22 protein-coding genes and 1 tRNA gene are annotated in these 23,158 nt (G+C 61.2%); 8 read left to right on the forward strand and 15 right to left on the reverse strand.

Annotation, left to right across the window (positions count from 1 at the left end):
- The first annotated feature begins 24 nt into the window (after positions 1–24).
- Together V8J81_RS17380 and crtB are read left to right on the forward strand one after the other, a co-directional pair.
- Positions 25–1,566, forward strand: a complete 1,542-nt coding sequence (locus tag V8J81_RS17380) for a phytoene desaturase (protein WP_368477008.1) — start codon at positions 25–27, stop codon at positions 1,564–1,566.
- Positions 1,567–1,570: 4 nt separating this feature from the next.
- Positions 1,571–2,584: a 15-cis-phytoene synthase gene (gene crtB, locus V8J81_RS17385; protein ID WP_368477009.1), complete on the forward strand. Its 1,014-nt coding sequence runs from the start codon at positions 1,571–1,573 to the stop codon at positions 2,582–2,584.
- Here the strand turns inward: crtB and V8J81_RS17390 are convergent, their stop codons facing one another.
- Together V8J81_RS17390 and mnmC2 are read right to left on the reverse strand one after the other, a co-directional pair.
- The gene (locus V8J81_RS17390; RefSeq protein ID WP_368477010.1) at positions 2,585–3,454 is read right to left on the reverse strand and encodes a DMT family transporter; all 870 of its coding nucleotides are present in this window, start codon (positions 3,452–3,454) and stop codon (positions 2,585–2,587) included.
- Positions 3,451–4,116, reverse strand: coding sequence for a tRNA (5-methylaminomethyl-2-thiouridine)(34)-methyltransferase MnmC2 (gene mnmC2 / locus V8J81_RS17395; protein ID WP_368477011.1), 666 nt, complete (start codon positions 4,114–4,116; stop codon positions 3,451–3,453). Before mnmC2 ends, V8J81_RS17390 begins: the two co-directional genes overlap by 4 nt.
- A 54-nt stretch (positions 4,117–4,170) precedes the next feature.
- Between mnmC2 and V8J81_RS17400 the strand changes: the two genes are divergently transcribed.
- The gene (locus V8J81_RS17400) at positions 4,171–5,202 is read left to right on the forward strand and encodes an NAD(P)/FAD-dependent oxidoreductase (protein ID WP_368477012.1); all 1,032 of its coding nucleotides are present in this window, start codon (positions 4,171–4,173) and stop codon (positions 5,200–5,202) included.
- Here V8J81_RS17400 and V8J81_RS17405 read toward each other — a convergent pair.
- Positions 5,199–5,738: an NADPH-dependent FMN reductase gene (locus V8J81_RS17405; RefSeq protein WP_368477013.1), complete on the reverse strand. Its 540-nt coding sequence runs from the start codon at positions 5,736–5,738 to the stop codon at positions 5,199–5,201. The two genes, V8J81_RS17400 and V8J81_RS17405, sit on opposite strands and share 4 nt — an antisense overlap.
- 55 nt (positions 5,739–5,793) lie before the next feature.
- Between V8J81_RS17405 and V8J81_RS17410 the strand changes: the two genes are divergently transcribed.
- Positions 5,794–7,413 (forward strand): thiamine pyrophosphate-binding protein, encoded by a 1,620-nt coding sequence (locus V8J81_RS17410; protein WP_368477014.1) that lies wholly within the window; start codon positions 5,794–5,796, stop codon positions 7,411–7,413.
- Here V8J81_RS17410 and V8J81_RS17415 read toward each other — a convergent pair.
- The gene (locus V8J81_RS17415) at positions 7,410–8,750 is read right to left on the reverse strand and encodes a mechanosensitive ion channel family protein (RefSeq protein ID WP_368477015.1); all 1,341 of its coding nucleotides are present in this window, start codon (positions 8,748–8,750) and stop codon (positions 7,410–7,412) included. The two genes, V8J81_RS17410 and V8J81_RS17415, sit on opposite strands and share 4 nt — an antisense overlap.
- A 232-nt stretch (positions 8,751–8,982) precedes the next feature.
- Here V8J81_RS17415 and leuC point away from each other — a divergent pair, with 232 nt between their 5' ends.
- Positions 8,983–10,386: a 3-isopropylmalate dehydratase large subunit gene (gene leuC / locus V8J81_RS17420; RefSeq protein ID WP_368477016.1), complete on the forward strand. Its 1,404-nt coding sequence runs from the start codon at positions 8,983–8,985 to the stop codon at positions 10,384–10,386.
- Entirely contained in the window at positions 10,386–10,751 is a 366-nt protein-coding gene (locus V8J81_RS17425) for a hypothetical protein (protein WP_368477017.1), read from the forward strand. Before leuC ends, V8J81_RS17425 begins: the two co-directional genes overlap by 1 nt.
- On the opposite strand, the gene V8J81_RS17430 is transcribed toward V8J81_RS17425, so the two are convergent.
- The 6 genes from V8J81_RS17430 to leuB form a co-directional block, all read right to left on the reverse strand.
- Entirely contained in the window at positions 10,748–12,424 is a 1,677-nt protein-coding gene (locus tag V8J81_RS17430; protein WP_368477018.1) for an ABC transporter permease, read from the reverse strand. The two genes, V8J81_RS17425 and V8J81_RS17430, sit on opposite strands and share 4 nt — an antisense overlap.
- A gap of 63 nt (positions 12,425–12,487) precedes the next feature.
- Positions 12,488–13,285 carry a phytanoyl-CoA dioxygenase family protein gene (locus tag V8J81_RS17435; protein WP_368477673.1) on the reverse strand — a complete coding sequence of 266 codons (798 nt, stop codon included), beginning with the start codon at positions 13,283–13,285 and terminating at the stop codon, positions 12,488–12,490.
- An 87-nt stretch (positions 13,286–13,372) separates the two neighbouring features.
- A tRNA-Pro gene (locus tag V8J81_RS17440) sits at positions 13,373–13,449 on the reverse strand.
- A 46-nt stretch (positions 13,450–13,495) separates the two neighbouring features.
- On the reverse strand, positions 13,496–14,470 hold the full coding sequence (locus V8J81_RS17445) for a DMT family transporter (protein WP_368477019.1): 975 nt from the start codon (positions 14,468–14,470) through the stop codon (positions 13,496–13,498).
- Between the two features lie 15 nt (positions 14,471–14,485).
- Entirely contained in the window at positions 14,486–14,845 is a 360-nt protein-coding gene (locus V8J81_RS17450; RefSeq protein ID WP_368477020.1) for a hypothetical protein, read from the reverse strand.
- 63 nt (positions 14,846–14,908) lie between these two features.
- A complete protein-coding gene (gene leuB / locus V8J81_RS17455) occupies positions 14,909–16,009 on the reverse strand; it encodes a 3-isopropylmalate dehydrogenase (RefSeq protein ID WP_368477021.1) in 1,101 nt (366 codons plus the stop codon).
- Positions 16,010–16,575: 566 nt separating this feature from the next.
- On the opposite strand from leuB, the gene V8J81_RS17460 reads away from it, so the two are divergent.
- Positions 16,576–17,511: a hypothetical protein gene (locus V8J81_RS17460; RefSeq protein ID WP_368477022.1), complete on the forward strand. Its 936-nt coding sequence runs from the start codon at positions 16,576–16,578 to the stop codon at positions 17,509–17,511.
- Between the two features lie 249 nt (positions 17,512–17,760).
- Here V8J81_RS17460 and V8J81_RS17465 read toward each other — a convergent pair whose 3' ends face one another.
- Positions 17,761–18,648, reverse strand: coding sequence for a LysR family transcriptional regulator (locus V8J81_RS17465; protein WP_368477023.1), 888 nt, complete (start codon positions 18,646–18,648; stop codon positions 17,761–17,763).
- Positions 18,649–18,742: 94 nt separating this feature from the next.
- On the opposite strand from V8J81_RS17465, the gene V8J81_RS17470 reads away from it, so the two are divergent.
- Positions 18,743–19,639 carry a Rossmann-fold NAD(P)-binding domain-containing protein gene (locus V8J81_RS17470; RefSeq protein ID WP_368477024.1) on the forward strand — a complete coding sequence of 299 codons (897 nt, stop codon included), beginning with the start codon at positions 18,743–18,745 and terminating at the stop codon, positions 19,637–19,639.
- Here V8J81_RS17470 and V8J81_RS17475 read toward each other — a convergent pair.
- The 4 genes from V8J81_RS17475 to V8J81_RS17490 form a co-directional block, all read right to left on the reverse strand.
- Positions 19,594–20,529: an endonuclease/exonuclease/phosphatase family protein gene (locus tag V8J81_RS17475; protein WP_368477025.1), complete on the reverse strand. Its 936-nt coding sequence runs from the start codon at positions 20,527–20,529 to the stop codon at positions 19,594–19,596. The two genes, V8J81_RS17470 and V8J81_RS17475, sit on opposite strands and share 46 nt — an antisense overlap.
- A 65-nt stretch (positions 20,530–20,594) precedes the next feature.
- Positions 20,595–21,404 carry a hypothetical protein gene (locus tag V8J81_RS17480; protein WP_368477026.1) on the reverse strand — a complete coding sequence of 270 codons (810 nt, stop codon included), beginning with the start codon at positions 21,402–21,404 and terminating at the stop codon, positions 20,595–20,597.
- 280 nt (positions 21,405–21,684) lie between these two features.
- Complete coding sequence (gene leuD, locus V8J81_RS17485) at positions 21,685–22,290, reverse strand: 3-isopropylmalate dehydratase small subunit (RefSeq protein ID WP_368477027.1); 606 nt, start codon at positions 22,288–22,290, stop codon at positions 21,685–21,687.
- A 56-nt stretch (positions 22,291–22,346) separates the two neighbouring features.
- Positions 22,347–23,156, reverse strand: coding sequence for a DUF4198 domain-containing protein (locus tag V8J81_RS17490; protein ID WP_368477028.1), 810 nt, complete (start codon positions 23,154–23,156; stop codon positions 22,347–22,349).
- Positions 23,157–23,158 lie beyond the last annotated feature (2 nt).

The raw sequence follows: 23,158 nt of genomic DNA on the forward strand, positions 1-23,158 counted from the left end.
ACACTTAGGGAAAGAAACGACCCGATGCCCCCCAACGATCCATCCCGTGCAATCGTAATTGGCGCAGGCCTTGGCGGCCTGTCAGCTGCGATGCGACTCGGGGCAAAGGGGTATCGCGTGACTGTTCTTGATCGTCTGGATCGTGCCGGTGGGCGTGGATCGTCGATCACGCAGAATGGCCACCGCTTCGATCTTGGCCCCACGATTGTGACCGTCCCACAAGTCTTCCGCCAGCTTTGGGCCGAATGCGGGCGCGACTTCGATGCAGATGTCGATCTGCGCCCTGTTGTCCCCTATTACGAGATCCGGTGGCGCGACGGTTCTGCTCTTCGTGTGCAGCAGGATGAAACAGCGATGGAGGCTGAGATTGCCCGCCTCTCACCCGATGATCTGCCCGGCTACCGCAAATTCCTGGCTGACAGCGAAACACGCTATGAGTTCGGCTTTGAAGGTCTTGGCCGCCGCCCCATGAACAAACTGATGGACCTGGTTCGGGAGCTTCCGGGCTTCGTCCGCCTGCGCGCCGATCGCTCCGTCTACCGCCACGCCGCGCGGCGCGTGAAGGATGAGCGCTTGCGCATGGCCTTGTCGTTCCACCCTCTGTTCATCGGCGGTGATCCCACGCGCGTCACCAGCATGTACATCCTCGTCTCCCATCTGGAGAAGGAGTTCGGCGTTCACTACGCGATGGGCGGCGTGCAGGCTATGGCCGACGCCATGGTCCGGGTGATTGAGGATCAGGGCGGCGAGGTGCGCCTGAACACCGACATTAGCGAGATCACCCTGACGAACGGACGCGCCAGCGGTGTCGTGACGGCCGATGGAGAGGCGCTGACCTCCGACATTGTCGTTTCCAACGCGGATCCCGGCACGACCTACGAACACTTGCTTGCCAAACACCAGAAGCGGCGTTGGACGCCCAAACGGCTGAACCGGTCGCGTTGGTCCATGGGTCTGTTCGTCTGGTATTTCGGCACCAAGGGCACCCGCGCCCAGTGGGGCGATGTCGGCCACCACACGATTCTTAACGGTCCGCGCTATAACGGCCTGCTCGACGACATCTTCATCCGCCGCAAACTGTCGCAGGATATGTCGATCTACCTTCACCGTCCCAGTGTGTCCGACCCAAGCGCTGCACACGCGGGCGACGACACTTTCTACGCGCTTTCGCCCGTCCCTAACCTGCATGGTGCGGGGTCTGTGGATTGGGAGGAGATGACCGAGACCTACCGCAAACGGCTTGCGGGTGTGCTGAATGATCACCTGATCCCGGGTTTTGAGGATCACCTCAGCGCATCCCACATCTTTACGCCGGATACTTTCGTTTCACGATATCGCTCGCCTCATGGTGCCGGTTTCTCGCTTGAGCCGCGCATTTTCCAATCCGCTTGGTTCCGCCCCCACAACGTCTCGGAAGAGGTTCCGGGCCTTTACCTTGTCGGCGCGGGCACGCATCCCGGCGCGGGCATTCCCTCGGTCGTGACCTCGTCTGAGGTGTTGACCCACCTCGTCCCCGATGCACCGCGCCCGATGGTGCAACCAGACCAACGTCTTGCTGCCGAGTGACCGAATGATCGACCCCAAAGATATGGAGCACTGCCGCGCCGCGATCCGGGAAGGGTCTTACTCCTTCCACGCAGCGTCGAAACTCCTGCCCGCTTCCGTCCGCGACCCAGCCCTTGCGCTATATGCGTTTTGCCGATGTGCCGACGATGAAGTCGACTTCGGCGATGACAAGCCTGCGGCCGTTATCGCCCTATCTGAAAGGCTCGACGCTGCATATCAGGGCCGTCCACGTAATACACCAACGGACCGCGCCTTCACCGCCATGATCGAAGAATTCGATATGCCGCGCGCTTTGCCGGAGGCGCTGCTAGAGGGCCTCGCTTGGGATGGCATGGAACGTCGCTACGCCAGCCTGTCTGACTTGCGCGCCTATTCTGCGCGCGTGGCCTCTGCCGTCGGGGCAATGATGTGCGTCCTGATGCGCGTACGCGACGAACAGGCCCTCGCCCGCGCCTGCGATCTGGGCGTGGCGATGCAGCTGACTAACATCGCCCGCGATGTGGGTGAGGATGCGCGCGCAGGTCGTCTCTATCTCCCGACCGATTGGCTGGAGGAGATGGGCCTGCGTCCCGAAGACGTCATGGGTGATCCAAAGCCGTCCCCCAAACTCCAGCGGCTCACCAAGCGCCTGCTGGCGGAGGCCAACCGCCTCTACCTTCGCAGTGAGCCCGGCATTGCCCGCCTTCCCATCAGCGCCCGTCCCGGCATCTTCGCGGCCCGCCATTGCTACGACGCGATTGGCCGGAAGCTGGCGCGGTCGGGATATGACAGTATCTCCATGCGCGCGACGACGACCGGCGGCCACAAGATGCGTCTTCTCGGCCTGTCCGTCATGCGTGCGGGTCTTGCTACCGTGCTGCCCGAGAGCCCCGTTATCTTCGCCAAACCCCTGCCCGAAACCGCGTTTCTGGTAGATGCTGCTGCCCATCCAAAGGCCAATTCCCCGGTCTGGAGCGACTCGGTCATTTCAGTTCTGGGTCAGCTAAAGTCACAAGACCATATGACTGCTGCCGAGTGATCAGCTCTGCCCTTTGGTCCGGGCCCGCCACAGCGTGAACAGCCCGGCCCCCACCACAATGCAGGCGCCAATCACCACATTGGTCGCCAGATCTTCCCCGAACACCACCAACCCAATGGCCGATGCGAAGACCAATTGCAGGTAAGCGAAGGGCTGCACTGTGGACGCTTCGGCAAACTCGTAGGTCTTGATCAGCAGGAAATGCCCGCTGGCTCCTGTCACACACAGCACGCCCATCCAGATCCAATCGCGCCCGCTCATTGACTCCCAGAACCAGACGCCGACGCATGTCATGACCACCGCGCCCACTGTGCCCGTCCAGAAAAAGCTCGTCGCCGCCCGGTCCTTCCGCGCGGCGAAGCGGGTGAGCAAATTGTAGAGCGCGAACAGGAAGGCCGAACACAGCGGCACGAGCGCTTCGACCGAGAAAACCGCGACTCCCGGCTGAAGGATCACCAGCACCCCAACAAAGCCGATGGCAATCGCCGTCCACCTCCGCCAACCGACCTTTTCTCCAAGAATAGGGCCTGACAAGGCCGCAACGAGCAGCGGGTAACAGGTGAAAATCGCATGGGCCTCCACAAGCCCAAGCAGCACGAATGCGCCCACCATAACGCAAATCTCAATCGCCAGAAGCGCGCCGCGCAGTCCTTGGATCCACGGTTGGCTTGTCCGCGCAGCCGCCGCGATGCCGCCCGCCTGACGGGAGGCCACGGTGATCACGAACGCCGCAAAGAACCAGTAGCGGATCATCACGATCATCAGCACGTTGTATTCGCCCGCGAGATGTCGACTGATCCCGTCCTGCGCAGCGAACACGAAGGTGGTGGCAATCATCAACGGGATGCCGATGCGGGGGTTCTCGTTCATCTGAGACGCCCCTTCGTCATGTGCCGTTTTCGACCGAATCCGGGGATACGCTCCAAGTCAAAGCCCGCAGCGTCCAAGGCGCGCCTGACATACCCCACAGCTGTGTAGGTGGCGAAGGTGCCGCCCGGGGCCGTGCGCCGCCCGACCTCCGCCATCAATTCTGCTGACCACATGTCCGGGTTCTTCGCAGGCGCGAATCCATCCAGAAACCAGGCGTCGGCCTTTCCGTCCCAAGCGGGAAGCGTTTCGCGCGCATCGCCTTGGATGATCGATAGCGTGAAGTCTGGCCCCTCAATTTGTGGAGGCAAGTCTGGCCCAATGGCCGAAGTCAGCACCTCTGTCGGCAATTCATCGAACGCAGCAAGCGCGTGAGTCAAATCCCCCATCGGCATCGGAAACGCCTCGAACGATGTGAAGTGCAGCACACCCGCCATCCCCGCCGCGCGCCAGCTCTGCAACGTCGCCAGAAAGTTCAGCCCAGTGCCAAACCCGAGTTCGGCCACATGAAATCCATCGGTAAACCGCCCGGGCAGGTCATTGCCCTCAAGAAACACATAACGCGTCTCCGCCAACCCATCGTCGAGCGAAAAGTACGGATCATCGAACCGGGTGGAGACTGGAACCGCTCCTCGCCATTCGATCTTCTGCTGGTCCTGATCCATGTCGCGCCCTATCACCTGACCGGCGGACGATCTGCCAAGGTGTGGGAAGTTTCAATGGCTGACATCACGATCAGGGGCGCGGGCATCATGGGCCTGATGTGTGCCTGGGTGCTGACCCGGCGCGGTGTGTCTGTGCAGGTGGTTGACCCGAACGGTGTCGCCGCCGGGGCCTCTGGTGGCATTGTCGGCGCGCTCGCCCCCCATGTGCCGGAGAACTGGAACCCCAAAAAAGCGATGCAATTCGACGCGCTGGATCGGGCGGAAGGTCTGTGGTCCGAGATTGCGGATGTGGCCGGTACCGATTCTGGATATGGGCGCACTGGGCGCATCCAGCCGCTGGCCGACGACGCTGCCATCGCGCTGGCTCATCAGCGGGCCGAGCAATCGGTGGACCTGTGGCAGGGCCGTTACCAGTGGCAAGTCGTCCCTGCGGATCGGATTGGCGTATCCGTTTCCTCCCCGACCGGGCTCGTGATTCACGACACCCTGACCGCTCGGATTCATCCCAAACAGGCATGTTTGAGCCTTTCTATGGCATTGAAAGCCGTTGGTGTGCCGATCCTTTCTGAAGCGCAGGCCGCGCACAAAGAAATCTGGGCCACTGGTGCGGCGGACCTTTTGGAAATATCACAGCAGCTTGGAAAAACGGTAGGCTCTCCCATCAAAGGCCAAGCCGCTCTCTTGAAGTGCCTTCTGCCAACCGCGCCCCAGATCTTTGCCGATGGTCTTCACATCGTGCCGCACGCCGACGGGACGGTTGCTATTGGCTCCACCACCGAGCGTGAATTCGACCATCCCACCGAGACTGACGCACAGCTAGAGCCCCTGATCCAAGCCGCACGCAAAGCTGTGCCTGCGCTCGCCAATGCACCCGTGATCCAACGGTGGGCCGGCCTTCGCCCCCGCGCGCGCAGCCGGGCTCCCATGGTTGGCCTTCATCCGACTCGACCCGGTGCCTACATCGCAAACGGCGGCTTCAAGATCGGTCTCGCCATGGCCCCCGTCGTGGCCGAGATGCTGGCCGATCTGATCCTAGACGGCCATGATCGCATCCCGGACAACTTCCGACCGGAGGCGAGCCTCTAGAGTCCTGCGGCTTCCCTCAAAGCAGCCATCAAACCCTCCAGCGCCTTACGATTGATCGGGTTGGTCAGTTTATCCCCATCAAACTGGTCTTTCGCAGCCCCGACCAGCACCTCTGGCCCCGGCAAAAGCCTCGGCTGAAACGCAACAAGGCTCTCACGCATCATCAACTGGCCCCGCTCCCCGCCCGAGCGTCCTGCGGTGGCCGACATCAGCGCGACCGGCTTGCCCTTCCAAGGATTGCCCTCGGTCCGACTGACCCAATCCAAAGCGTTCTTGAGCGCACCCGAAATCGACTTGTTGTATTCCGGGCCTGAGATCACGACCGCATCTGCTGCTGCAATCTGGTCCGACAGGAGCTGTATGGCCTCCGGAATACCCTCAGCAGCCTCCAGATCGCCGTCATAAAGCGGCAGGCGCAGATTTCCCTCTTCAAACGACTTAGGGTCGAAGGCCGCCTTCGCCTCCATCATCAGCTTGCGGTTCAGCGACCCCGCCCGCAGGGATCCGCAAATCCCCAATAGTCTTCCGCTGGACATATCCATCTCTCCGCCACACAAATCGGTTCAACGGCACTTAGGGCACGGGGCAGGCATGACCAAACTCCACGGCGGAAAGATCTTGGCGCAGCGTCTGGCGATGCATGGGGTGGAGCGCGTGTTCTCTGTCCCCGGCGAAAGTTTCCTTGCCGCGCTCGACGGCCTGCATGACGCGGACATCCCCAACATCGTTTGCCGGCAAGAAGGCGGGGCCGCCATGATGGCCGAGGCTCATGGCAAGATGACAGGCCAGCCAGGCGTCCTTTTCGTCACGCGGGGACCCGGTGCCACCAATGCCAGTGCTGGCCTGCACATCGCCATGCACGACGCCACACCCATGGTCTGTTTCGTCGGTCAAATCCCCCTCAAACACCGCGACCGGGGCGTGTTTCAGGAGGTCGATTACCGCGCCTTTTTCGGACCCCTCGTGAAGTGGGTGGCTGAAGTTGAGCGGACAGACAGGCTGGCCGAATATATCGACCGCGCCTTTGCCATTGCGCAGTCCGGGCGGCCCGGCCCCGTGGTTCTGGCCCTGCCTGAAGACATTCTGTCAGCCATGACCGACCCGCCCGCGACACGTCCCGGCGCGCGGGCCATGCCCTCCGTCCACCCGGATATGATCGCACCCTTCGCCCAGATGCTGCGGCAAGCCGAACGCCCCTTGATCATTTGCGGCGGATCGCACTGGTCCGACACCGACCGCCAAAGCGCTGAGGCGCTCGCCGAACGCACCGGCGCGCCCATTGGTGTCACCTTCCGGCGGCAGGATTACATCAACAACGACCACCCGAACTATGCGGGCGATTTCGGTGTTGGCATGAACCCCGCCCTTGGCGCGCGGCTGGCTGAGTCTGACTGCATCCTGCTGCTCGGCGCCGAACTCAACGATATCACAACCGGCGATTTCACCCTGCTCGATCCGGCCAAGGCCCCGGCCATCCTTCAGGTCCACCCCGACGCCGACGCGATCAGCAAGACCTACCCAGCCACCTACGCCGTCGCCGCCCCGCCAAGCGCGATCCTCCACCAGCTGATTGAGGCTATTGGCGAGCACACCGGCGACAAGGGGGCTGCCGAGGCACGTGCGGGCTACGAGGCTTGGCAAGAACCCCAACCCACCCCCGGCGATGTACAGATGGAACATGTCATCGCATGGCTCCGCGACCATGCCAGCCCGGACACGATCATCACCAACGGCGCGGGCAACTACGCCGCTTTCCTGCACCGCTACTACCGCTTCCGCCAATACGGCACGCAGGTCGCACCGACCTCCGGCTCCATGGGCTATTGCCTTCCCGCCGCTGTTTCCGCCAAGCTCCAGAACCCGCAAAGCCCGGTTATCTGCCTTGCCGGTGATGGCTGCCTGCAAATGACGATTCAGGAGCTTTCGACCGCCCGCCAATACGGCGCGGACATCACAGTGATCGTCGCCAATAACGGCCGTTACGGCACGATCCGAATGCATCAGGAAAAGAATTACCCCGGCCGCGTCTCCGGCACCGACCTGTTCAACCCGGACTATGCGACGCTGGCCAAGGCCTATGGCGGCACCGGGCATACCATCACGTCGAATGAGCAATTCGCGGATGCCTACACCGCAACCCTGAACGGCGGACTACACATCATTGAATTGAAGCTTGATCCAAAGATGCTGGCGACCACGAAAAGCCTCTAATCCGCCAATTCGGGCCTTTCATTCAACACCTTCACCTCGCGTTGCGGGAACGGGATGTTGATGCCGTTGTCTTTGAACGTGTCCCAAAGCGCCAGAAAAACGTTGCCGCGAATGTTGGTCAGGCCACCGGTCGGGTCCTGTATCCAGAAGCGCAGGATATAATCGACCGAACTGTCCCCAAAGCCCACGATATGGCAGACGGGCGGGCGATGGCTCAGGACCCGGTCCACGCCTTGCGCGGCCTCAATCGCCAACTTGCGCACCTTGTGTGGGTCGTCGCCATACGCCGTGCCGAAATGAATATCGAGCCTGACGAATTCGTTCGAATGGGACCAGTTCACAACCTGGCTGGTGATCAGATCCTCGTTCGGGATCAGGTATTCCTTCCCGTCCCGCGTCACCACACTGACATACCGCGCGCCGAGCGAGTTGATCCATCCGAACGTCTCCCCCAGCGAAATCACGTCACCGGGCTTGATCGATTTGTCGAGCAGGATGATGACCCCGCTGACAAGGTTCGAGACGACCTTTTGCAGGCCAAAGCCCAAACCCACACCAATCGCACCGGACAGGACGGCAAGGCCGGTCAGGTCAATTCCGCTCAGACGGAGGCCCACGTAGATCGCCACACCGTAAAACGCGACCTGCATGAACTTGACGGCCAGCACCCGCATCGAAGGGGATATTTCGTCGTTCTTCTCAATCCGTGTCGTTGCCGTGCCGGTCAGGAACCGGGCAATGATCACCAGCGTCGCGACGACAAGAATCGCCTGTAATAGCGTCAGCAGAGAAAGACGTGTCTCACCCAGATTGAAGCCAACTGAATCCAGAATGGCAGCGGCCTCGTCCTGCAAATTCAGGATTGCGAGGGTCACGAATATCCAGGCCCCATACCGCACTACCGCGCGTAATAGGGTCGAACGGATCAACCGGGTTGCAAAGGCCACGAACAGCCATGCCGTCGCCAGTTCCGCGATGATTGTCAGCAGGAACGTGCGGGACGGCCAAGTCACTTCGCGCATCACCAGAACGACGATCCAGATCAGGGCCACGAAGATGATCATTTGCAGGCGCGTGTGAATGATCACCAGAATGCGCATCCGCCATGTGGGCCAACCTTCGCGGGCGGCCATCCAAGCACGCACACGCGGCCCGAACACGCGGCGCAGGATGTAGGCCGCCACAAGGACGGCGAGCGCGATGCCAACTTGATAAGCGTTCCATGGCCGCAGCAGACTTTCGGCAAAAGAAAGCCCCTGTTCCCACAGGCTATTGATCTCCCCCAGCGCGGCTTCAACGGCCTCGGCGTCTGTCGGTTGCTCGATCTCTGGGTCCATGCCTGCTCCGCTGCCCGTTTTTTCCACCATAGCCGTGTGCAGGGCCACCTTGGCAAGCTTGCTGTGCGCGTGTAATCCCCTCGGCCATGATCAGCTTCTTCGATATCGGTGACCGCGCGCGTCTGCCTTGGCGCTTCCACGGCGTCCGCACCTCGCGGCTGGGCGGGCTATAAGCCACGCCACAATCTCCGATTTCGACCTGCCAGACACATCCGGACAAAGGACTGAACCCATGACCGGCAAGACGCTTTACGACAAAATCTGGGACGCCCACCTGGCCCACGAGGCCGAGGATGGCACCTGCCTTCTCTACATCGACCGCCATCTGGTCCACGAAGTGACCTCACCGCAGGCCTTCGAAGGCCTCCGCATGGCCGGTCGCAAGGTCCACGCACCTGACAAGACCATCGCCGTGCCGGATCACAACGTGCCCACCACGCCGGGCCGCGAGAACCCCGAGAATATGACCGAGGACAGCGCCATTCAGGTCGCCGCGCTTGACAAGAACGCCAAGGATTTCGGCATCCACTACTACCCCGTCTCTGACGTGCGGCAGGGCATCGTGCACATCGTTGGCCCGGAACAAGGCTGGACACTGCCGGGCATGACCGTCGTTTGCGGCGACAGCCACACAGCCACCCACGGTGCATTCGGGGCGCTGGCCCACGGCATCGGCACGTCTGAGGTCGAGCATGTTCTGGCCACTCAGACGCTGATCCAGAAGAAATCCAAGAACATGAAGGTCGAGATCACGGGCAAACTCGCGCCCGGCGTCACGGCCAAGGACATCACGCTCAGCGTCATCGGCAAAACCGGTACCGCCGGCGGCACCGGCTATGTCATCGAGTACATGGGTGAGGCGATCCGCGATCTTTCCATGGAAGGCCGCATGACCGTCTGCAACATGGCCATCGAAGGTGGCGCCCGCGCAGGCATCATCGCCCCGGACGAGAAGACATTCGAATACTGCATGGGCCGCCCTCACGCCCCGAAAGGTGCGCAGTGGGAAGCCGCGCTGGCTTGGTGGAAGACGCTCTATTCCGACGATGATGCCCATTGGGACGAGGTCGTCACGATCCGCGGCGAAGACATCGCGCCAGTCGTCACTTGGGGCACCTCGCCCGAAGACGTCCTGCCGATCACTGCTGATGTGCCCGCACCCGAAGCCTTCACCGGCGGCAAGGTCGACGCCGCGGCGCGCTCGCTTGATTACATGGGCCTGACCCCCGGCACCGCTTTGCGCGATGTGGAAATCGACACAGTCTTCATCGGGTCCTGCACCAATGGCCGCATCGAAGACCTCCGCGCTGCGGCTGAGATCCTCAAGGGCAAAAAGGTCGCCGTGAAACGCGCCATGGTTGTCCCCGGCTCGGGCCTTGTGCGTGCGCAGGCGGAAGAGGAAGGACTCGCCGACATCTTCAAGGAAGCCGGCTTCGAATGGCGCCTCGCAGGCTGTTCCATGTGCCTCGCCATGAACCCAGACCAGCTCCAACCCGGCGAACGCTGCGCGGCCACGTCCAACCGCAACTTCGAAGGCCGCCAAGGCCGCGGCGGTCGCACCCACCTGATGTCGCCCGCAATGGCGGCAGCGGCCGCTGTAACCGGCAAACTCACCGATGTGCGTGAGATGATGTGATGAAACGGGTGGCCCCTTTTGCTTTTGCGACGGGGGCTGCCCTTCTCCTTGCGTCTTGCGCGCCGACGTCCACCTACACCGGTGGCCCGCTAGACCAACACACGCTGATCAGCGCGCGAGATGGTGAACCAACCACGCTGACGTGCACGGCCGGCCCAGATTCCCGCCAACGCGCGCAACAGGCTCTTGCGGTTCTCGACGCGGGCTTCACACAGCTGGAAGAAACGATCCGCGCCCGGACCGAGGCGTCGTTCAACGGCGGGGCCGACTTCAATTCAGCTGCGATGATCCGCCTTTCGCAGCGCACGGGAGAACAGCTCGCGCAGCGGATCGACTCCGAATACGGGTGCTTTTTGCTCGGTTAGGCTTCTGCAGGCTCCGGCACGAACCGCCGTGCGGTCCGTTCCCGGCCTAGGCCCACGCACAGCACCACAACCGGCAATAACCCAACTGCTGCGATAACCAGCGACGGCACGGCTGCCTCACCCAACCGCTCATCTGCGGCCAGCCTGTGTGCCTGCACCGCCAAAGTGTCGTAGTTGAACGGCCGCATGATCAGCGTCGCGGGAAGCTCTTTCATCACGTCCACGAACACGATCAACAGCCCCGTCAGGATCGACGGCCTTAGGATCGGCAAATGCACCCCCCGTAACATACTGCGCGGCGTGCGCCCTAGCGTGCGCGCCACGGCGTCCACGTTCGGGTTAATCGTACTCAAACCTGCATCATAGGCACTTAACGCCGCCGCCATGAACCGCACCGCATAGGCGGCTACCAGTAGCCAGATCGAGCCTGTGATCAGCAGTCCCGTATCAATCCCGAACCGCGCCTCCATGAACCCATCCAGCGCATTGTCAAAGGCCGCGAACGGCACCAGCAGCCCCACCGCGATCACACCGCCTGGCACCGCATAGCCAAGCCCGGCCACCCGGATCGAGGCCTTGGCCGCCGGCGTCGGATGCAGCCGCGCGTTGAAGCCCAACAACACCGCTGCCGCGACCGTCACTACTGCCGCGATCAAGGCTAAAACCACCGAATTGCGCAGGAAGCCCAGATACCGCTCGGTCAGCAGGTTATCGAATGAGTGCCATCCAAGCTCCAACAGCAACCCCACAGGAAGAAGGAACCCCAACAGCACCGGCAACCCGCAAAACGCAATCGCGCCGACGCTCTGCCACCCGGTCAGATTAACCGACTGCATCGCCTCAAACCGCCGCCCCGCAGCATGGTGCCGCTGATCTTTGCGCTGCCGCCGCTCCAATGCAGCGATCACAAGCGCGATCACCAACAGGCACAAGGCCAGCTGCGCCGCCGCGCTGCGGTCGAAGAACGAATACCAGGCCTGATAGATGCCCGTAGCGAACGTGCGAACGCCGAAATAAGATACCGTCCCATAATCCGCCAGCGTCTCCATCAGCGCCAACAAGACACCGCCCGCGATGGCAGGCCGCGCAATCGGCAGGCTCACGCGGAAGAACGCACCCCACGAACTCGCCCCCAAGGTCCGTGCCGCGATATAGGCCGTGGCGGATTGCTGCAAAAACGCTGCTCGCGTTAGCAGGTAAACATATGGATAGAGCACGAGTGTCAGCATCGCCGCCGCCCCGCCAAGTGAGCGGATCTCCGGGAACCAATAGTCGCGTGGACCCCAGCCCGTCAGATCGCGCAGCGTCGTCTGCACCCAGCCCGGATGATCGAGGAAATCGGTATAGGCATAGGCCAGCACATAGGCCGGAAACGCCAGGGGCAGGGCCAAAGCAATCTCGAACAATCGGCGTCCGGGAAACCGAGTCGCCGTGACCAGCCAGGCCGAACCTGTGCCAATGATCGCCGTGCCCGTCCCGACCAGCACAATCAGCCACGCCGTCGCGATGGCGAAATCGTCCAGAACGCTGTTCCATAGGCCCTGAAACGTCTCGAACCCGCCTGTGAACGCTGCCAAAGCCGCTGCAAACATCGGCAACAGGCACATGCCGGCAATCAGCCAGGACAGGCTGCCAAGCCGAAAGGCTGACGGGGTGCGGTAACGTTTGGCCATAATCCTTGGCGTTTTTGTCGGGATCAGGCCGCAATGCAACCCCGCAATGCGGCGCGGGCCGTGTCAGCCCCTTTGGAAGATGACCGGAAACCAGTCTTCCCGCAGGCGATCACCGGCCTGCATCCCGTGTCCCGGAAAGGGTGGAGAGGTCTTTCCTGGCCGCTCAACATACCGCGCATCATCACCGACAAAGCGCAGCGACAAGGCACGCCTCCGCTGGTCAGAGGTATTCCCCCGAGCCCCGTGCAGGATCCAGTAGTTGAACGCCACTGCATCACCCGGCTCCAACGCCCATTCGCGGATATCCATACCCTCAGCATCCGGGTCCGGCACGGGCATGTAGGCGCTCTCGTCGGGATAGAAATTATCCTCGTTCAGCCATCGTGTCGGCAGCACGGGTTTCTCCCACAAGTGAGAGCCTGCAACGCACCTTAGGGACGCCTCTACCACCGGATCTACAGGCGCCCAGAAGCTGACAGTCTGTTGTCCACCGACAAAGTAATACGGCCCATCCTGATGCCAGGGCGTGGGCTTCGATGTGCCCGGCTCCTTCACCAGCACATGATCGTGGAAGAGCTGCGCTGTGTTTGAGCGCATCAAATCCGCAGCAACCTCCGCGGCTGCCGATTGCCGGGTGACCGCCTCGATCTCGCCGATACGCTGCCAGTTGCAATAATCGTCAAAAAACCGCCCGCCTTCACCGGGTTTCAGGTTCTCTGCAGCGTAGGTCCCGGGGTCAGCCATGTTGCGCGCAATGCCTGTGCGGATCGTATCAACATGCCCGTCAAACAGGCCACGGATCACAACGACGCCGTCCCGCTGGAAGGTGTCGATATCGGTTTGGGTCACTTTGGAATGCATCTTCACGGTCCGCTTGCGATCAGGGTCATGCGCCATGAAAGCGAATCCACAAGCAGGCGCAATAGGGCTGCAAACGAGGGTGCTATCTGGTCGGGCTGAGAGGATTCGAACCTCCGACCCCCTGCTCCCGAAGCAGGTGCGCTACCAGGCTGCGCCACAGCCCGACCGTGCCGGGCGGAATAGCGGGGGCGGGCGTTCTTGGCAAGGGCTTCAGTTCTCGTCCGATGGCCCGCGCGGCCCCCGGTTCTCATCGCTCAGGAAGGGGGCAATGCGCATCGCCCCGGGCGTGCCCAACCGCGCACGGGTCCGCAATACAGGCGTCGTTGCTGACCCGCCGCCTTTGCCCTCGCGCAAGACGATGTAGATGCCCGACGCGATGATGATCCCTGATCCGAGGACGGTCGGCCATTCAAGGGCCTCATCAAACAGCAGCACCCCAAACAACGTCGCCCAAAGGATTTGCGAGTATTGCATCGGCGCGACCATCACGGCTGCGGCCATGCGGTAGGCGAGGATGAGGCAGAAGGTTGCGATCAGGGCGAGGGCCGCAATAACCGCAAGGGCGGCTACGTCCAGCCCGGGCATCGACTGATACACAAACGGCATCGCCGCCCCCATCAGCACGAAGTTCGCGACCATCGGATACAGGATCAGCACGACCGAGCGTTCCTCCCGCCCGATCTTGCGCACCACGAGTGAGGCATAGGCCCCACCACACGCCGCCAATAGCGCCGCACCGTGGCCAAGGGACAGTTCGGTCTGGCCTGGCTGCAACACCACCAACACGCCGCCAAGCCCCACGAAAACCGCCAGGCCCCGTCGCCAGCCCACCTGCTCCCCCAACATCGGGATCGCCAGCAAGGTGATCAGCAGCGGCGCGGCAAACAAAATCGCATAAGTCTGCGCCAGCGGCAGGACTGAGAACGCGTAGAAGGCGCAAAATCCGGTGATCACCGCAGCCAAGGTCCGGCTGGCAATCCACCACGGATGCTTCGGGATCAGATTTGCCTCGGTCGCGTCCCGCAGCAACATGACCGTCACGAACGGAAACCCGAACAGGACCGAGAAGAAGACGATCTGGAACGGCGCGTAGGATCCGCCCAAATATTTGATCAGGACGTCATGGGTGGCGAAGATGCCGAAAGCGGCCAGCGCCAGAAGGGATCCACGAAGCGAAGCAGACATTTAGAACCTTACGTGTCAGACGCAGAGGCCATCCTGCCAGGTCACGGTATTTACGCCGCGATAGCAGAGCTGCTGCTGGTGCGCGTAGATCAACGTCCAGACCCCGTCTTCCCCAGGCTCCAGCACATACTGGTTGCGCACGCCTCTGACGGAGTCATCGGCAAACCCCGTCTCAGCCACCAGGATCGTCATGTTCCCGAAGTAATCGAGGCTCACATCCACCTCGACCCCCGGATTACCCTCTTCTTCCGTCAGGAACCCATCGAACACTTCGGTCGCCAAGACCATCGGATCCTCGAACGTGTCCCCAACGGCATATCCGTTGGCATGAAGCGGCGTGGCGAGCAGGGCAAAGGCAAAAGCAAAACGAAGCATGAATGAATCCTCAAGGTTGGAATGCCCCAACCCTGCCATGCCTTCCCCGGTTAATCGAGTACCTTAAGCCGCCAGCTTCGCGATAATCGCGTCACCCATTTCGCTGGTCGAAATCGGCGTACCACCTTCCGGCCCCATCAGGTCTGCAGTCCGCGCGCCATCGGCCAGCACCTGCTCCACCGCCTGCTCCAGCCGCGTCGCCTCATCGCCCAGGTCGAACGAATACCGCAACGCCATCGCAAAGCTCAGGATGCAGGCAATCGGGTTCGCCTTACCTTGCCCCGTAATGTCGGGCGCCGACCCATGCACCGGCTCATAAAGCGCCTTGGGCCGCCCATTCTCCATTGGCGCGCCAAGCGAGGCCGACGGCAGCATCCCAAGCGAGCCCGTCAGCATCGCCGCACAATCGCTCAGGATGTCGCCAAACAGGTTATCGGTCAGGATCACGTCAAACTGCTTCGGTGCCCGCACCAACTGCATCGCGCCGTTATCGGCATACATATGGCTCAGCTCCACATCGCCATATTCCGCCGCGTGCACCTCGTTCACCACATCCCGCCACAGGATGCCGCTCTCCATCACGTTGGCCTTCTCCATGGAACAGACCTTGTTGTTCCGACGCCGCGCCAATTCGAACGCAGACCGCGCCGCCCGCGCAATCTCGCTCTCCGTGTAGCGCTGCGTGTTCACACCCACGCGCTCATTGCCTTCCTTGTGGATGCCGCGCGGCTCGCCGAAATACACGCCCGAGGTCAGCTCCCGCAGGATCATGATATCGAGGCCGGACACGATGTCCTTCTTCAGGCTCGAAAAATCCGCCAGCGCGTCAAAGCACTGCGCAGGCCGCAAGTTGGCGTAAAGATCCATCTCCTTGCGCAACCGCAACAACCCCCGCTCAGGCTTCACGCTGAAATCCAGATCGTCATAGGTAGGCCCGCCCACAGCGCCGAGCAGCACCGCATCAACCTCTTGCGCCTGCGCCATCGTCTCATCGGTCAGAGGCGTCCCATGCGCATCATACGAGGCCCCTCCAACGAGCCCCTCCGATACCGTAAATCCGATCCCGCGCGCCGCGCCGAACCAGTCAATCACCTTCCGCACCTCGGCCATCACCTCGGGGCCAATCCCGTCACCGGGAAGGATAAGCAAGCTGCGGTCGGACATGGTTCTAATCCCTTATGGCTGAGTTGCGCACCGCGTATCCCGCCCCCACCAGAAGATCAAGATTACGGACCGTAGACCGGGCCTCGGCCCGGGACCCTTTACGCTCGCCGCCTGCCACGGAGCCCCGCCATCGACGGGCCTGGGACTGGCGAGCCAAAGGGTCCCGCGTGGCACTTAATGGCAGCCAAATCATCGCGCCGAATAGACGAAGCACCCAGCCTCACCAAATCGCCCGCTGCCCGGCATGGCCTTTTTCAACAAGAAGATCCCAAGAGGTGGCCCGAGGCAGGCCAATCGATGGCGGGGAAGGCAAGCCCGCTGCTAACCCGCAAAGAACAAAAGCACATATGTCGGTTTTGCGGAAAAACGCCACGATATCCGAACGCCACTTCTTCTCGAAATAATCGATACCAAAGCGTCGTTACTTCATCGCGTTACAAAAGGGTTCGAACTACGAGAGCAGCTTCTTGAGAGGGCTTTCTCTGCTCAACTTCGAGATAGTTTATGGACAAGCCGACGTTGCCGTAAAATAATTCTAAGCGGTACACTTCATAGGACGACACTCATTGGCACGCTATTACTCGACTTACAAAATCACGATTGCAGGGGTAGCAGAAAAGGTCGCTGGTTTCATATACTCAGTGAGTGTGTTGATCCCTTGGTCATTGCTTGCCACGATTGGAAACTCAAGAATTGCAAGACTTTCAATCCTGGTTCCGGTCGTGGGCTACTTGATTGTTATGAGCGATGTCCTGTCTTCGATCTTCTCAGGCGGTAACACGCTGGAAAACGAAGCAACTACCTTTCTTGATAGCCTTTCTCGTATAAGAATGGAGCTCTTCTACCTGGGTAGCTTAGCGTTTGCGCTTGGTTCGATTGTCTTTGCGGTGTTTGCACCCAAAACGGCAAAGAGGAGCCCAACGGCAGAACAATACTCTGCTCTCGACGAGAATGTCATGTCAAATCACCAGACGCGATTAAGGTTTCACTCGATAGTTAACAGCTACACTCAGGGTGAATGGCCCCATCATCTCTGGCCTAGGGTCAACAGCCCTTTCGACAGTGACAGCGGAATGTATGGTAGGCGCTACACTGACGATGAAGTCAGACATCTGTACTCAATCATAGCTTCAATTCTTGACGGACTGTACCTTGGCGGGGCCAAGACAGAGGTTCTTGCGAAGTATAATCGTCGATCAGATTACCCGGAACAAAAGGAGTTGAGAAATCTTGATCGGAACAAAGAACTGACAAATACCGCGGCCATCCATTTGCTACTCTTCCCGTCGTCCTACCCGGCGCTTAGCCATAGTGTTGATCAAGCGCTCGATAGCTTCACCGCTGACATCGCGGCTTTGTACTACAAATTCGAAGACCGGACCGCTTTTGGTGCGAGAATGATATGTGTTGTATGCTTCGCTACTGGCCTAATCACAATGGCAGTCCCAACGATTCACACTGCCGCAACCGCATTTGCAAATGTGGTTGGCGCGTTTTCCTGACCTGTGGCCCACAACCATTTGCAAATCTTGGCTTTCGGCTAAATGCACAGCAGCGGACTTGCTGGCACATCCAGCTGGTCGAAGCGCCATTAAATGGGCTGAATAAAGCCTCTCGTGCAGAAATTGCCGCTTGCCGACATAACGCGTTTCTCTCAGGCGATGCGCTTAAAAGGCAAACAGCGAACAACATCAAGAAGTCTTTCCGGCGATTTTGGCTCAAGTTGAACCTTCGGTGCACGGCTGAACGCCTCACCCACACACCCCACCAACCCCCTCCGCCAGCGCCTCCCACACCGCGGCGACCCGCGGTTGGTGCCGCAACCGCTGATGCGCCGTCAGCCACACGGGCAAACTCGGCAACTCCAACTCCGGCAGCACCCGCACGATCCCCTCTGTCCGCTCGGCCACAACCCTCTGCCCCACGCCAATCCCGCACCCGGCCAGCACGAAGTTCCAATAGGCCACCTGATCGTCGGTGCAGGTCTGGAACCAGCGGCGCGTCACCATGAACCCCATCTCGCGCATCGCGCGGATGATGCGGTCGTCGCGGTCATAGCCGACCATCGCGTGCTCGCGCAGGTCGTCAGGGTGCTCGGGCACGCCGTGGGTCTCGGCGTAACTCGCCGCCGCATAGAGGCCCAACGGCAGGTCGCCCAGATGCTTCGTCACCGTATCCAGCTGCGTGGGCCGGTACATGCGCAGCGCGATGTCGGCCTCGTGGAACAGGAGGTTGTCCGTCGCATCGCTCGCCACGACATCCAGAGAAATGCTCGGGTATCGCGCGCGGATGCCTGCCAGGATCGGCGGCAGGATATGCGTGGTGACGTAGACCGAGGCCGTGATGCGCACGCGCCCGTCGAGGCCCGGCTGCTCCCCCGCTACTTTCAGCGAGGCACGTTGCAGGCTTTCGCGCATGTCGCGGGCGTCGTCGAGCAGGCTCTGGCAGAACGGCGTGGCGACGAGGCCCCGTTCGTGGCGTTCGAACAGATATCCACCGGCCACCTCCTCGGCGGCGCGGATCAGGCGGCTGATGGTGGGCTGGCTTTGGCCCAGAACCTTCGCCGCCCCGGTCATGGAGCCCTCTTCCGCCACCGCCAAAATCGCGCGCAGCATGGGCCAGTCGATCACGTTGCTCATTCAACAATGAATAGCAGAGGCCCATTCTTTGGCAATGTTCATTCACGGATGAATGCTCAATGTGAGACGGGAGACACCCATCAAGGAGGCTCCCATGCCCAAAACCGCCCTCATCCTCGGCGCCAATGGCCGCTTTGGCCGCCACATCACAACCGCCCTCACCCGCCATGGCTGGCATACGAAACTCTTCAAACGCGCCACCGATACCCTCCCCGATGCGGCGATCGGGGCCGACCTGATCGTCAACGCGTGGAACATTCCCTACGCCCGATGGGTCGCTGAAATCCCCGCCCAGACCGAAGCCGTTATCAGTGCGGCCAAGGCCTCAGGCGCGGCGGTCCTGATTCCTGGCAACATCTACGTGTACGGTGCAGATCTCCCTGCAACCCTCACGGCACACACGCCCCATAAAGCCACCAACCCCCTCGGCCAAATCCGGCGCGAGATGGAGGGCACCTACCGCAAAGCGGGTGTGAAAACAGTGATCCTCCGCGCAGGCGACTACATCGACACCGAAGCGTCGGGCAACTGGTTCGACCGCATCATTGCCGCCAAGATCCGCAAGGGCCGCTTCACCTATCCCGGCCCGCTGGATCAGCCGCACCTGTGGGGCTATCTGCCCGACCTCGCCGAGGCGGGTGCATCCCTTGCGGATCGACTGGATGAGCTGCCGCATTTCACGGATGTTTTGCACGAAGGATTCACTCTGACAGGCGCTGAGTTGGCGCAGGCGATCGAACGCGCTACCGGCACAACCTTGCGCCAATCCCAGATGGCTTGGTGGCCGATCCAATTGGTGCGCCCGTTCTGGAGCGAAGCGAAGCACATTGTCGAGATGCGCTACCTCTGGCAGCGGCCTCACAGCGCGGAATGTGCAGCCGCGCTGTCGACGCAAAATGCAACGCCGTTGGAGGAAGCGCTGAGGACCGCCTGCGCGCCGTTGCTTCAGAAGTCGACGTCCACCCAAACCAGCCGATGGTCCGTGGCCTGAGCCGCCGCTTCGGCCAGCGGCCCGTCCTCTGGCCAGATCACGGCGGAGCCCAGAACGGTCAGCGATCGGGACGGCAACACATAATCCACCCGTAAATCGCCGGGGTTGGGATCATCCCAATCCGCCGTTGCGGCCCCGTAAGGGCTTTGCGGTTCAGGGTCCTGCACCGCGTGGTGAGATAGAAGGTCCAGAAGGGCGAAACGCCGCCCTTCGCCGTGCTCTGGGTCGAGATTGAGTGTTCCCATATAGGCGAAATGCTCTGCCTCGAACGGCTCCCCAGACGGCGTCCATTCGCCATCCAGATACATATGCCAGAACCGCAATTCGTCAGCGTTGCGCAATCCATTGCGATCTTCGGGGCCGTCGAACACAGGCGCGGAGGCGTGGGAGGTCAGAACACGAAAGGGCTGGCCGTCGATCAACACCTCGATGTCCCAAGCGGCGACAGAATGAAGGCGCAACACCGGCAAGGCGGCCTCGGGCGAAACTTCGGCCGCAGCCGCATCGGGCAGGTCCTGCCACAGCAGGTCTGAGAAATCGCGCACTTCCCGAATCGGGTGACGCGACAGAACCGCCATGCCCCCTTCACCATTGAAGCGCCCGTATCCATGCGCATCACGCGGCCCGTCCGTGCGACCATCGCCGTCGATATCAACCCCAGTGGGCCATCCAGAATTGGGCCTGAGCGAAACGATATATGGATAGTCTAGGCCGCGTTCCGCCAGGGCGTCCCTAAGCGCCCCGATGGTCGAGCCACCGGCATCGAAATCCACATCCTGCAAGGCGAGTATGTCGGCCTGCGCTTCAACGATGATGTCGATGGTGGCGGCGGGCACGTCCTCAAGCCGCAGGATGTCACGCAGAACGGTGCCGGGACCACGGCCAGACAATTCGGTGTGTAAAGTTGCGAGGCGAAGGGGTTCGGCGAGCGCGGGAACTCCCACGCTCACAGCGATCAGGAAGGTACAGCCGAACCAGGTGCGTCGGCTTCGACGCTGGCGACAAGGCGCGCGCGGCGGGCGCGGATCATCCGGGCAATCCGCAACATGGCCATGCCGCGCATCACAAGGCTGAGGGGTAGGAACATCCATAGCGTTACGGCCCAGACCATGGTTTGCGATGAGCCGAGGATGGGCACCTGCAACTGATTTGCCCCCATCACCGCCACCGCAGGGATAACAAATGGACTGCAAATTCCAAAGATAACGTTAACGCGGCCGTCGCGGACCAACCTTTTGATAACGTCTCCACCTGCCGTCGGGTCGAAGGTCGGCAGGTTGACCCAGACATTGAAGGCCGTTCCGCGGTTGGGCCAGTTGCCCGTGCGGATCAGGGCCGAAAACAGGAAGAGCGAGATGATTGTGACCAAAACGGCCAGGCCTGCCATTGCTTGAACCTGTCCTGCGATGGCCGGGTCGACGCCCGCTGGCAGGTTATCCACGACCATACGCAGCGGGCTGAACGAGAAGTCGAGCACGTGGCCCACAAGGAACCCAAGCGCCGTGATCACCATGGCCAACGTGGATCCCTCGCGGTCGACGCCCGCGATGACTGACAGGCCGAACAGCATCAGGAACAGGGCGATGATGCGTATGCGATTGAACGGCGGGGCGTCGCGGAATTCGATCAGACCCGGGTATTTCGCGCCATATTCGAAGGCTGTGACAAGGGCGAAGGCAAGAGCGACAAGAGTGATGACCTGCGCATTTTCAGCGTTGGCCCCCGGCGATAGCAGGGACGGCGTCAAAATGACGACGACGATCATAATCGCCCGCACACTTGCGCCGACCAATCTGGTGAACACCGCTTCTACCTCAATACTGATGCCAGTTCATGCTGACATCTTGTTCTGCCTTTTGGCCCGCTTCGTGGTGCGATCCGTCCAATTTCATGTGAATTGGTTGAAGAGCGCATATTGCAGGCATTGTTTTGACACATTTGTGCCCAATTTGGCCCGACCCCGCAACTGAAACGGCGCGCCTGTTGCACAGACGCGCCGGTTAAGCTGCTGACCTGTCACAGTTTTGCATCACCGCATCTGCGGCTTATACCCAGGGACGCGCCTGTTCTGCCTGTGCTTCGAAGGCCTCGATGGAGGCCGATTTTTCCAACGTCAGGCCAATGTCATCAAGGCCGTTGAGCAGGCAATGCTTGCGGAAGGCGTCGACTTCAAAGCCGATCTCTCCGCCATCGGGGCCGGTGATGGTCTGGCTTTCCAGATCGACCGTGATGACGGCATTTGCGCCGCGTTCGGCGTCATCCATCAGCTTGGCGACGTCCTCTTCCGGCAGGACGATTGGCAGGATGCCGTTCTTGAAGCAGTTGTTGAAGAAGATGTCGGCAAAGCTGGTGGAGATCACGCAGCGGATGCCGAAATCCAGTAGGGCCCAAGGGGCGTGTTCGCGGGACGAGCCGCAGCCGAAATTGTCACCGGCCACAAGGATCTGCGCATCGCGGTAGGCGGGCTTGTTGAGGACGAAATCCGCGATCTCGGCCCCGTCATCGTCATAGCGCATCTCATCGAAGAGGTTCACGCCAAGGCCCGAGCGCTTGATCGTTTTCAGGAATTGCTTGGGGATGATCATGTCGGTGTCGACGTTGATCAGGGGCATCGGGGCTGCGATCCCCGTCAGCTTGGTGAACTTGTCCATGGGCGCTCTCCTTCGGTCGAGCTGTGGATTAGCGCCTTGGGGCTTGGGCTACAAGGTCACTCCGGCATGGCGAAGGTCATGTTGGCCCAATGCGTCACCCAGATCGCATCGCCTTCGGCCTCTGGTTCCACTGCTTCGAGGAAGACGGCATCAGCCATGTAGGTCATGCCGGGTTCAACCGGCAAGTAAACGACACCTTCCGTGTCGGTGCGGTGGAGGGTGATTTCGACATTGCCGTCTGCGTCCATTGCAAACAGCTCGACCTGGTAATCGGGCTGGAGCGCGTCGTCGTACCAAAGCTCCATGGCCATCTCACCGGTCTCGAAATCCTCTGCGTATGGATTGGTCAGTGCAACCAATTCGGTCCGCATCCCGAAGCGCGTATCTTGGCCTGCGCCATCCCCCACGGCCACCAGCGACTTGGCGTAGCGAATGTAATCCTCGCGCACATTCTCCTGGCTCAGGCCGCGCGCCTCGTGCATCGCGGTCACGTCACCCAGATCCTTGTGATTGGCGAAATTCAGGAACCGTTCCCATTCCGACCAGGTCAGATCGCTCACCCCGGTCTGGTGCACGACAACGGCCAGGCCGTCCTCCAGCCCCTCCATGTTCAGCGCCGGAATGTCGCCGATCCGCCCTTCGACCTCGCGCGTCTCGCCGCCGTTGACCACAACAAACGTCTCATACCGACGCGGCAGATAGCTCATGGCGGAGCCGACGAATTCCTGACCGACGCGCAGATCAGCCAGAAGGACCTCACCCGGGTTGATCGTATACGCCTCCGGATCAATCCAGAATTCATGGGCCGCGCCCTTGTCAGTCAGCGCCAGAAGCGCAAGTGTCGCGGCGAGAAACAGGGGTTTCATAA

The organism is Gymnodinialimonas sp. 202GB13-11 (assembly GCF_040932485.1).
Classification (GTDB): Bacteria; Pseudomonadota; Alphaproteobacteria; order Rhodobacterales; family Rhodobacteraceae; genus Gymnodinialimonas; species Gymnodinialimonas hymeniacidonis.

Coding starts and splice junctions, on each gene's coding strand:
- V8J81_RS17380 (WP_368477008.1), top strand. CDS start 25: ATGCCCCCCAACGATCCATCCCGTGCAATCGTAATTGGCGCAGGCCTT.
- crtB (WP_368477009.1), top strand. CDS start 1,571: ATGATCGACCCCAAAGATATGGAGCACTGCCGCGCCGCGATCCGGGAA.
- V8J81_RS17390 (WP_368477010.1), bottom strand. CDS start 3,454: ATGAACGAGAACCCCCGCATCGGCATCCCGTTGATGATTGCCACCACC.
- mnmC2 (WP_368477011.1), bottom strand. CDS start 4,116: ATGGATCAGGACCAGCAGAAGATCGAATGGCGAGGAGCGGTTCCAGTC.
- V8J81_RS17400 (WP_368477012.1), top strand. CDS start 4,171: ATGGCTGACATCACGATCAGGGGCGCGGGCATCATGGGCCTGATGTGT.
- V8J81_RS17405 (WP_368477013.1), bottom strand. CDS start 5,738: ATGTCCAGCGGAAGACTATTGGGGATTTGCGGATCCCTGCGGGCGGGG.
- V8J81_RS17410 (WP_368477014.1), top strand. CDS start 5,794: ATGACCAAACTCCACGGCGGAAAGATCTTGGCGCAGCGTCTGGCGATG.
- V8J81_RS17415 (WP_368477015.1), bottom strand. CDS start 8,750: ATGGACCCAGAGATCGAGCAACCGACAGACGCCGAGGCCGTTGAAGCC.
- leuC (WP_368477016.1), top strand. CDS start 8,983: ATGACCGGCAAGACGCTTTACGACAAAATCTGGGACGCCCACCTGGCC.
- V8J81_RS17425 (WP_368477017.1), top strand. CDS start 10,386: ATGAAACGGGTGGCCCCTTTTGCTTTTGCGACGGGGGCTGCCCTTCTC.
- V8J81_RS17430 (WP_368477018.1), bottom strand. CDS start 12,424: ATGGCCAAACGTTACCGCACCCCGTCAGCCTTTCGGCTTGGCAGCCTG.
- V8J81_RS17435 (WP_368477673.1), bottom strand. CDS start 13,285: ATGCATTCCAAAGTGACCCAAACCGATATCGACACCTTCCAGCGGGAC.
- V8J81_RS17445 (WP_368477019.1), bottom strand. CDS start 14,470: ATGTCTGCTTCGCTTCGTGGATCCCTTCTGGCGCTGGCCGCTTTCGGC.
- V8J81_RS17450 (WP_368477020.1), bottom strand. CDS start 14,845: ATGCTTCGTTTTGCTTTTGCCTTTGCCCTGCTCGCCACGCCGCTTCAT.
- leuB (WP_368477021.1), bottom strand. CDS start 16,009: ATGTCCGACCGCAGCTTGCTTATCCTTCCCGGTGACGGGATTGGCCCC.
- V8J81_RS17465 (WP_368477023.1), bottom strand. CDS start 18,648: ATGAGCAACGTGATCGACTGGCCCATGCTGCGCGCGATTTTGGCGGTG.
- V8J81_RS17470 (WP_368477024.1), top strand. CDS start 18,743: ATGCCCAAAACCGCCCTCATCCTCGGCGCCAATGGCCGCTTTGGCCGC.
- V8J81_RS17480 (WP_368477026.1), bottom strand. CDS start 21,404: ATGATCGTCGTCGTCATTTTGACGCCGTCCCTGCTATCGCCGGGGGCC.
- leuD (WP_368477027.1), bottom strand. CDS start 22,290: ATGGACAAGTTCACCAAGCTGACGGGGATCGCAGCCCCGATGCCCCTG.
- V8J81_RS17490 (WP_368477028.1), bottom strand. CDS start 23,156: ATGAAACCCCTGTTTCTCGCCGCGACACTTGCGCTTCTGGCGCTGACT.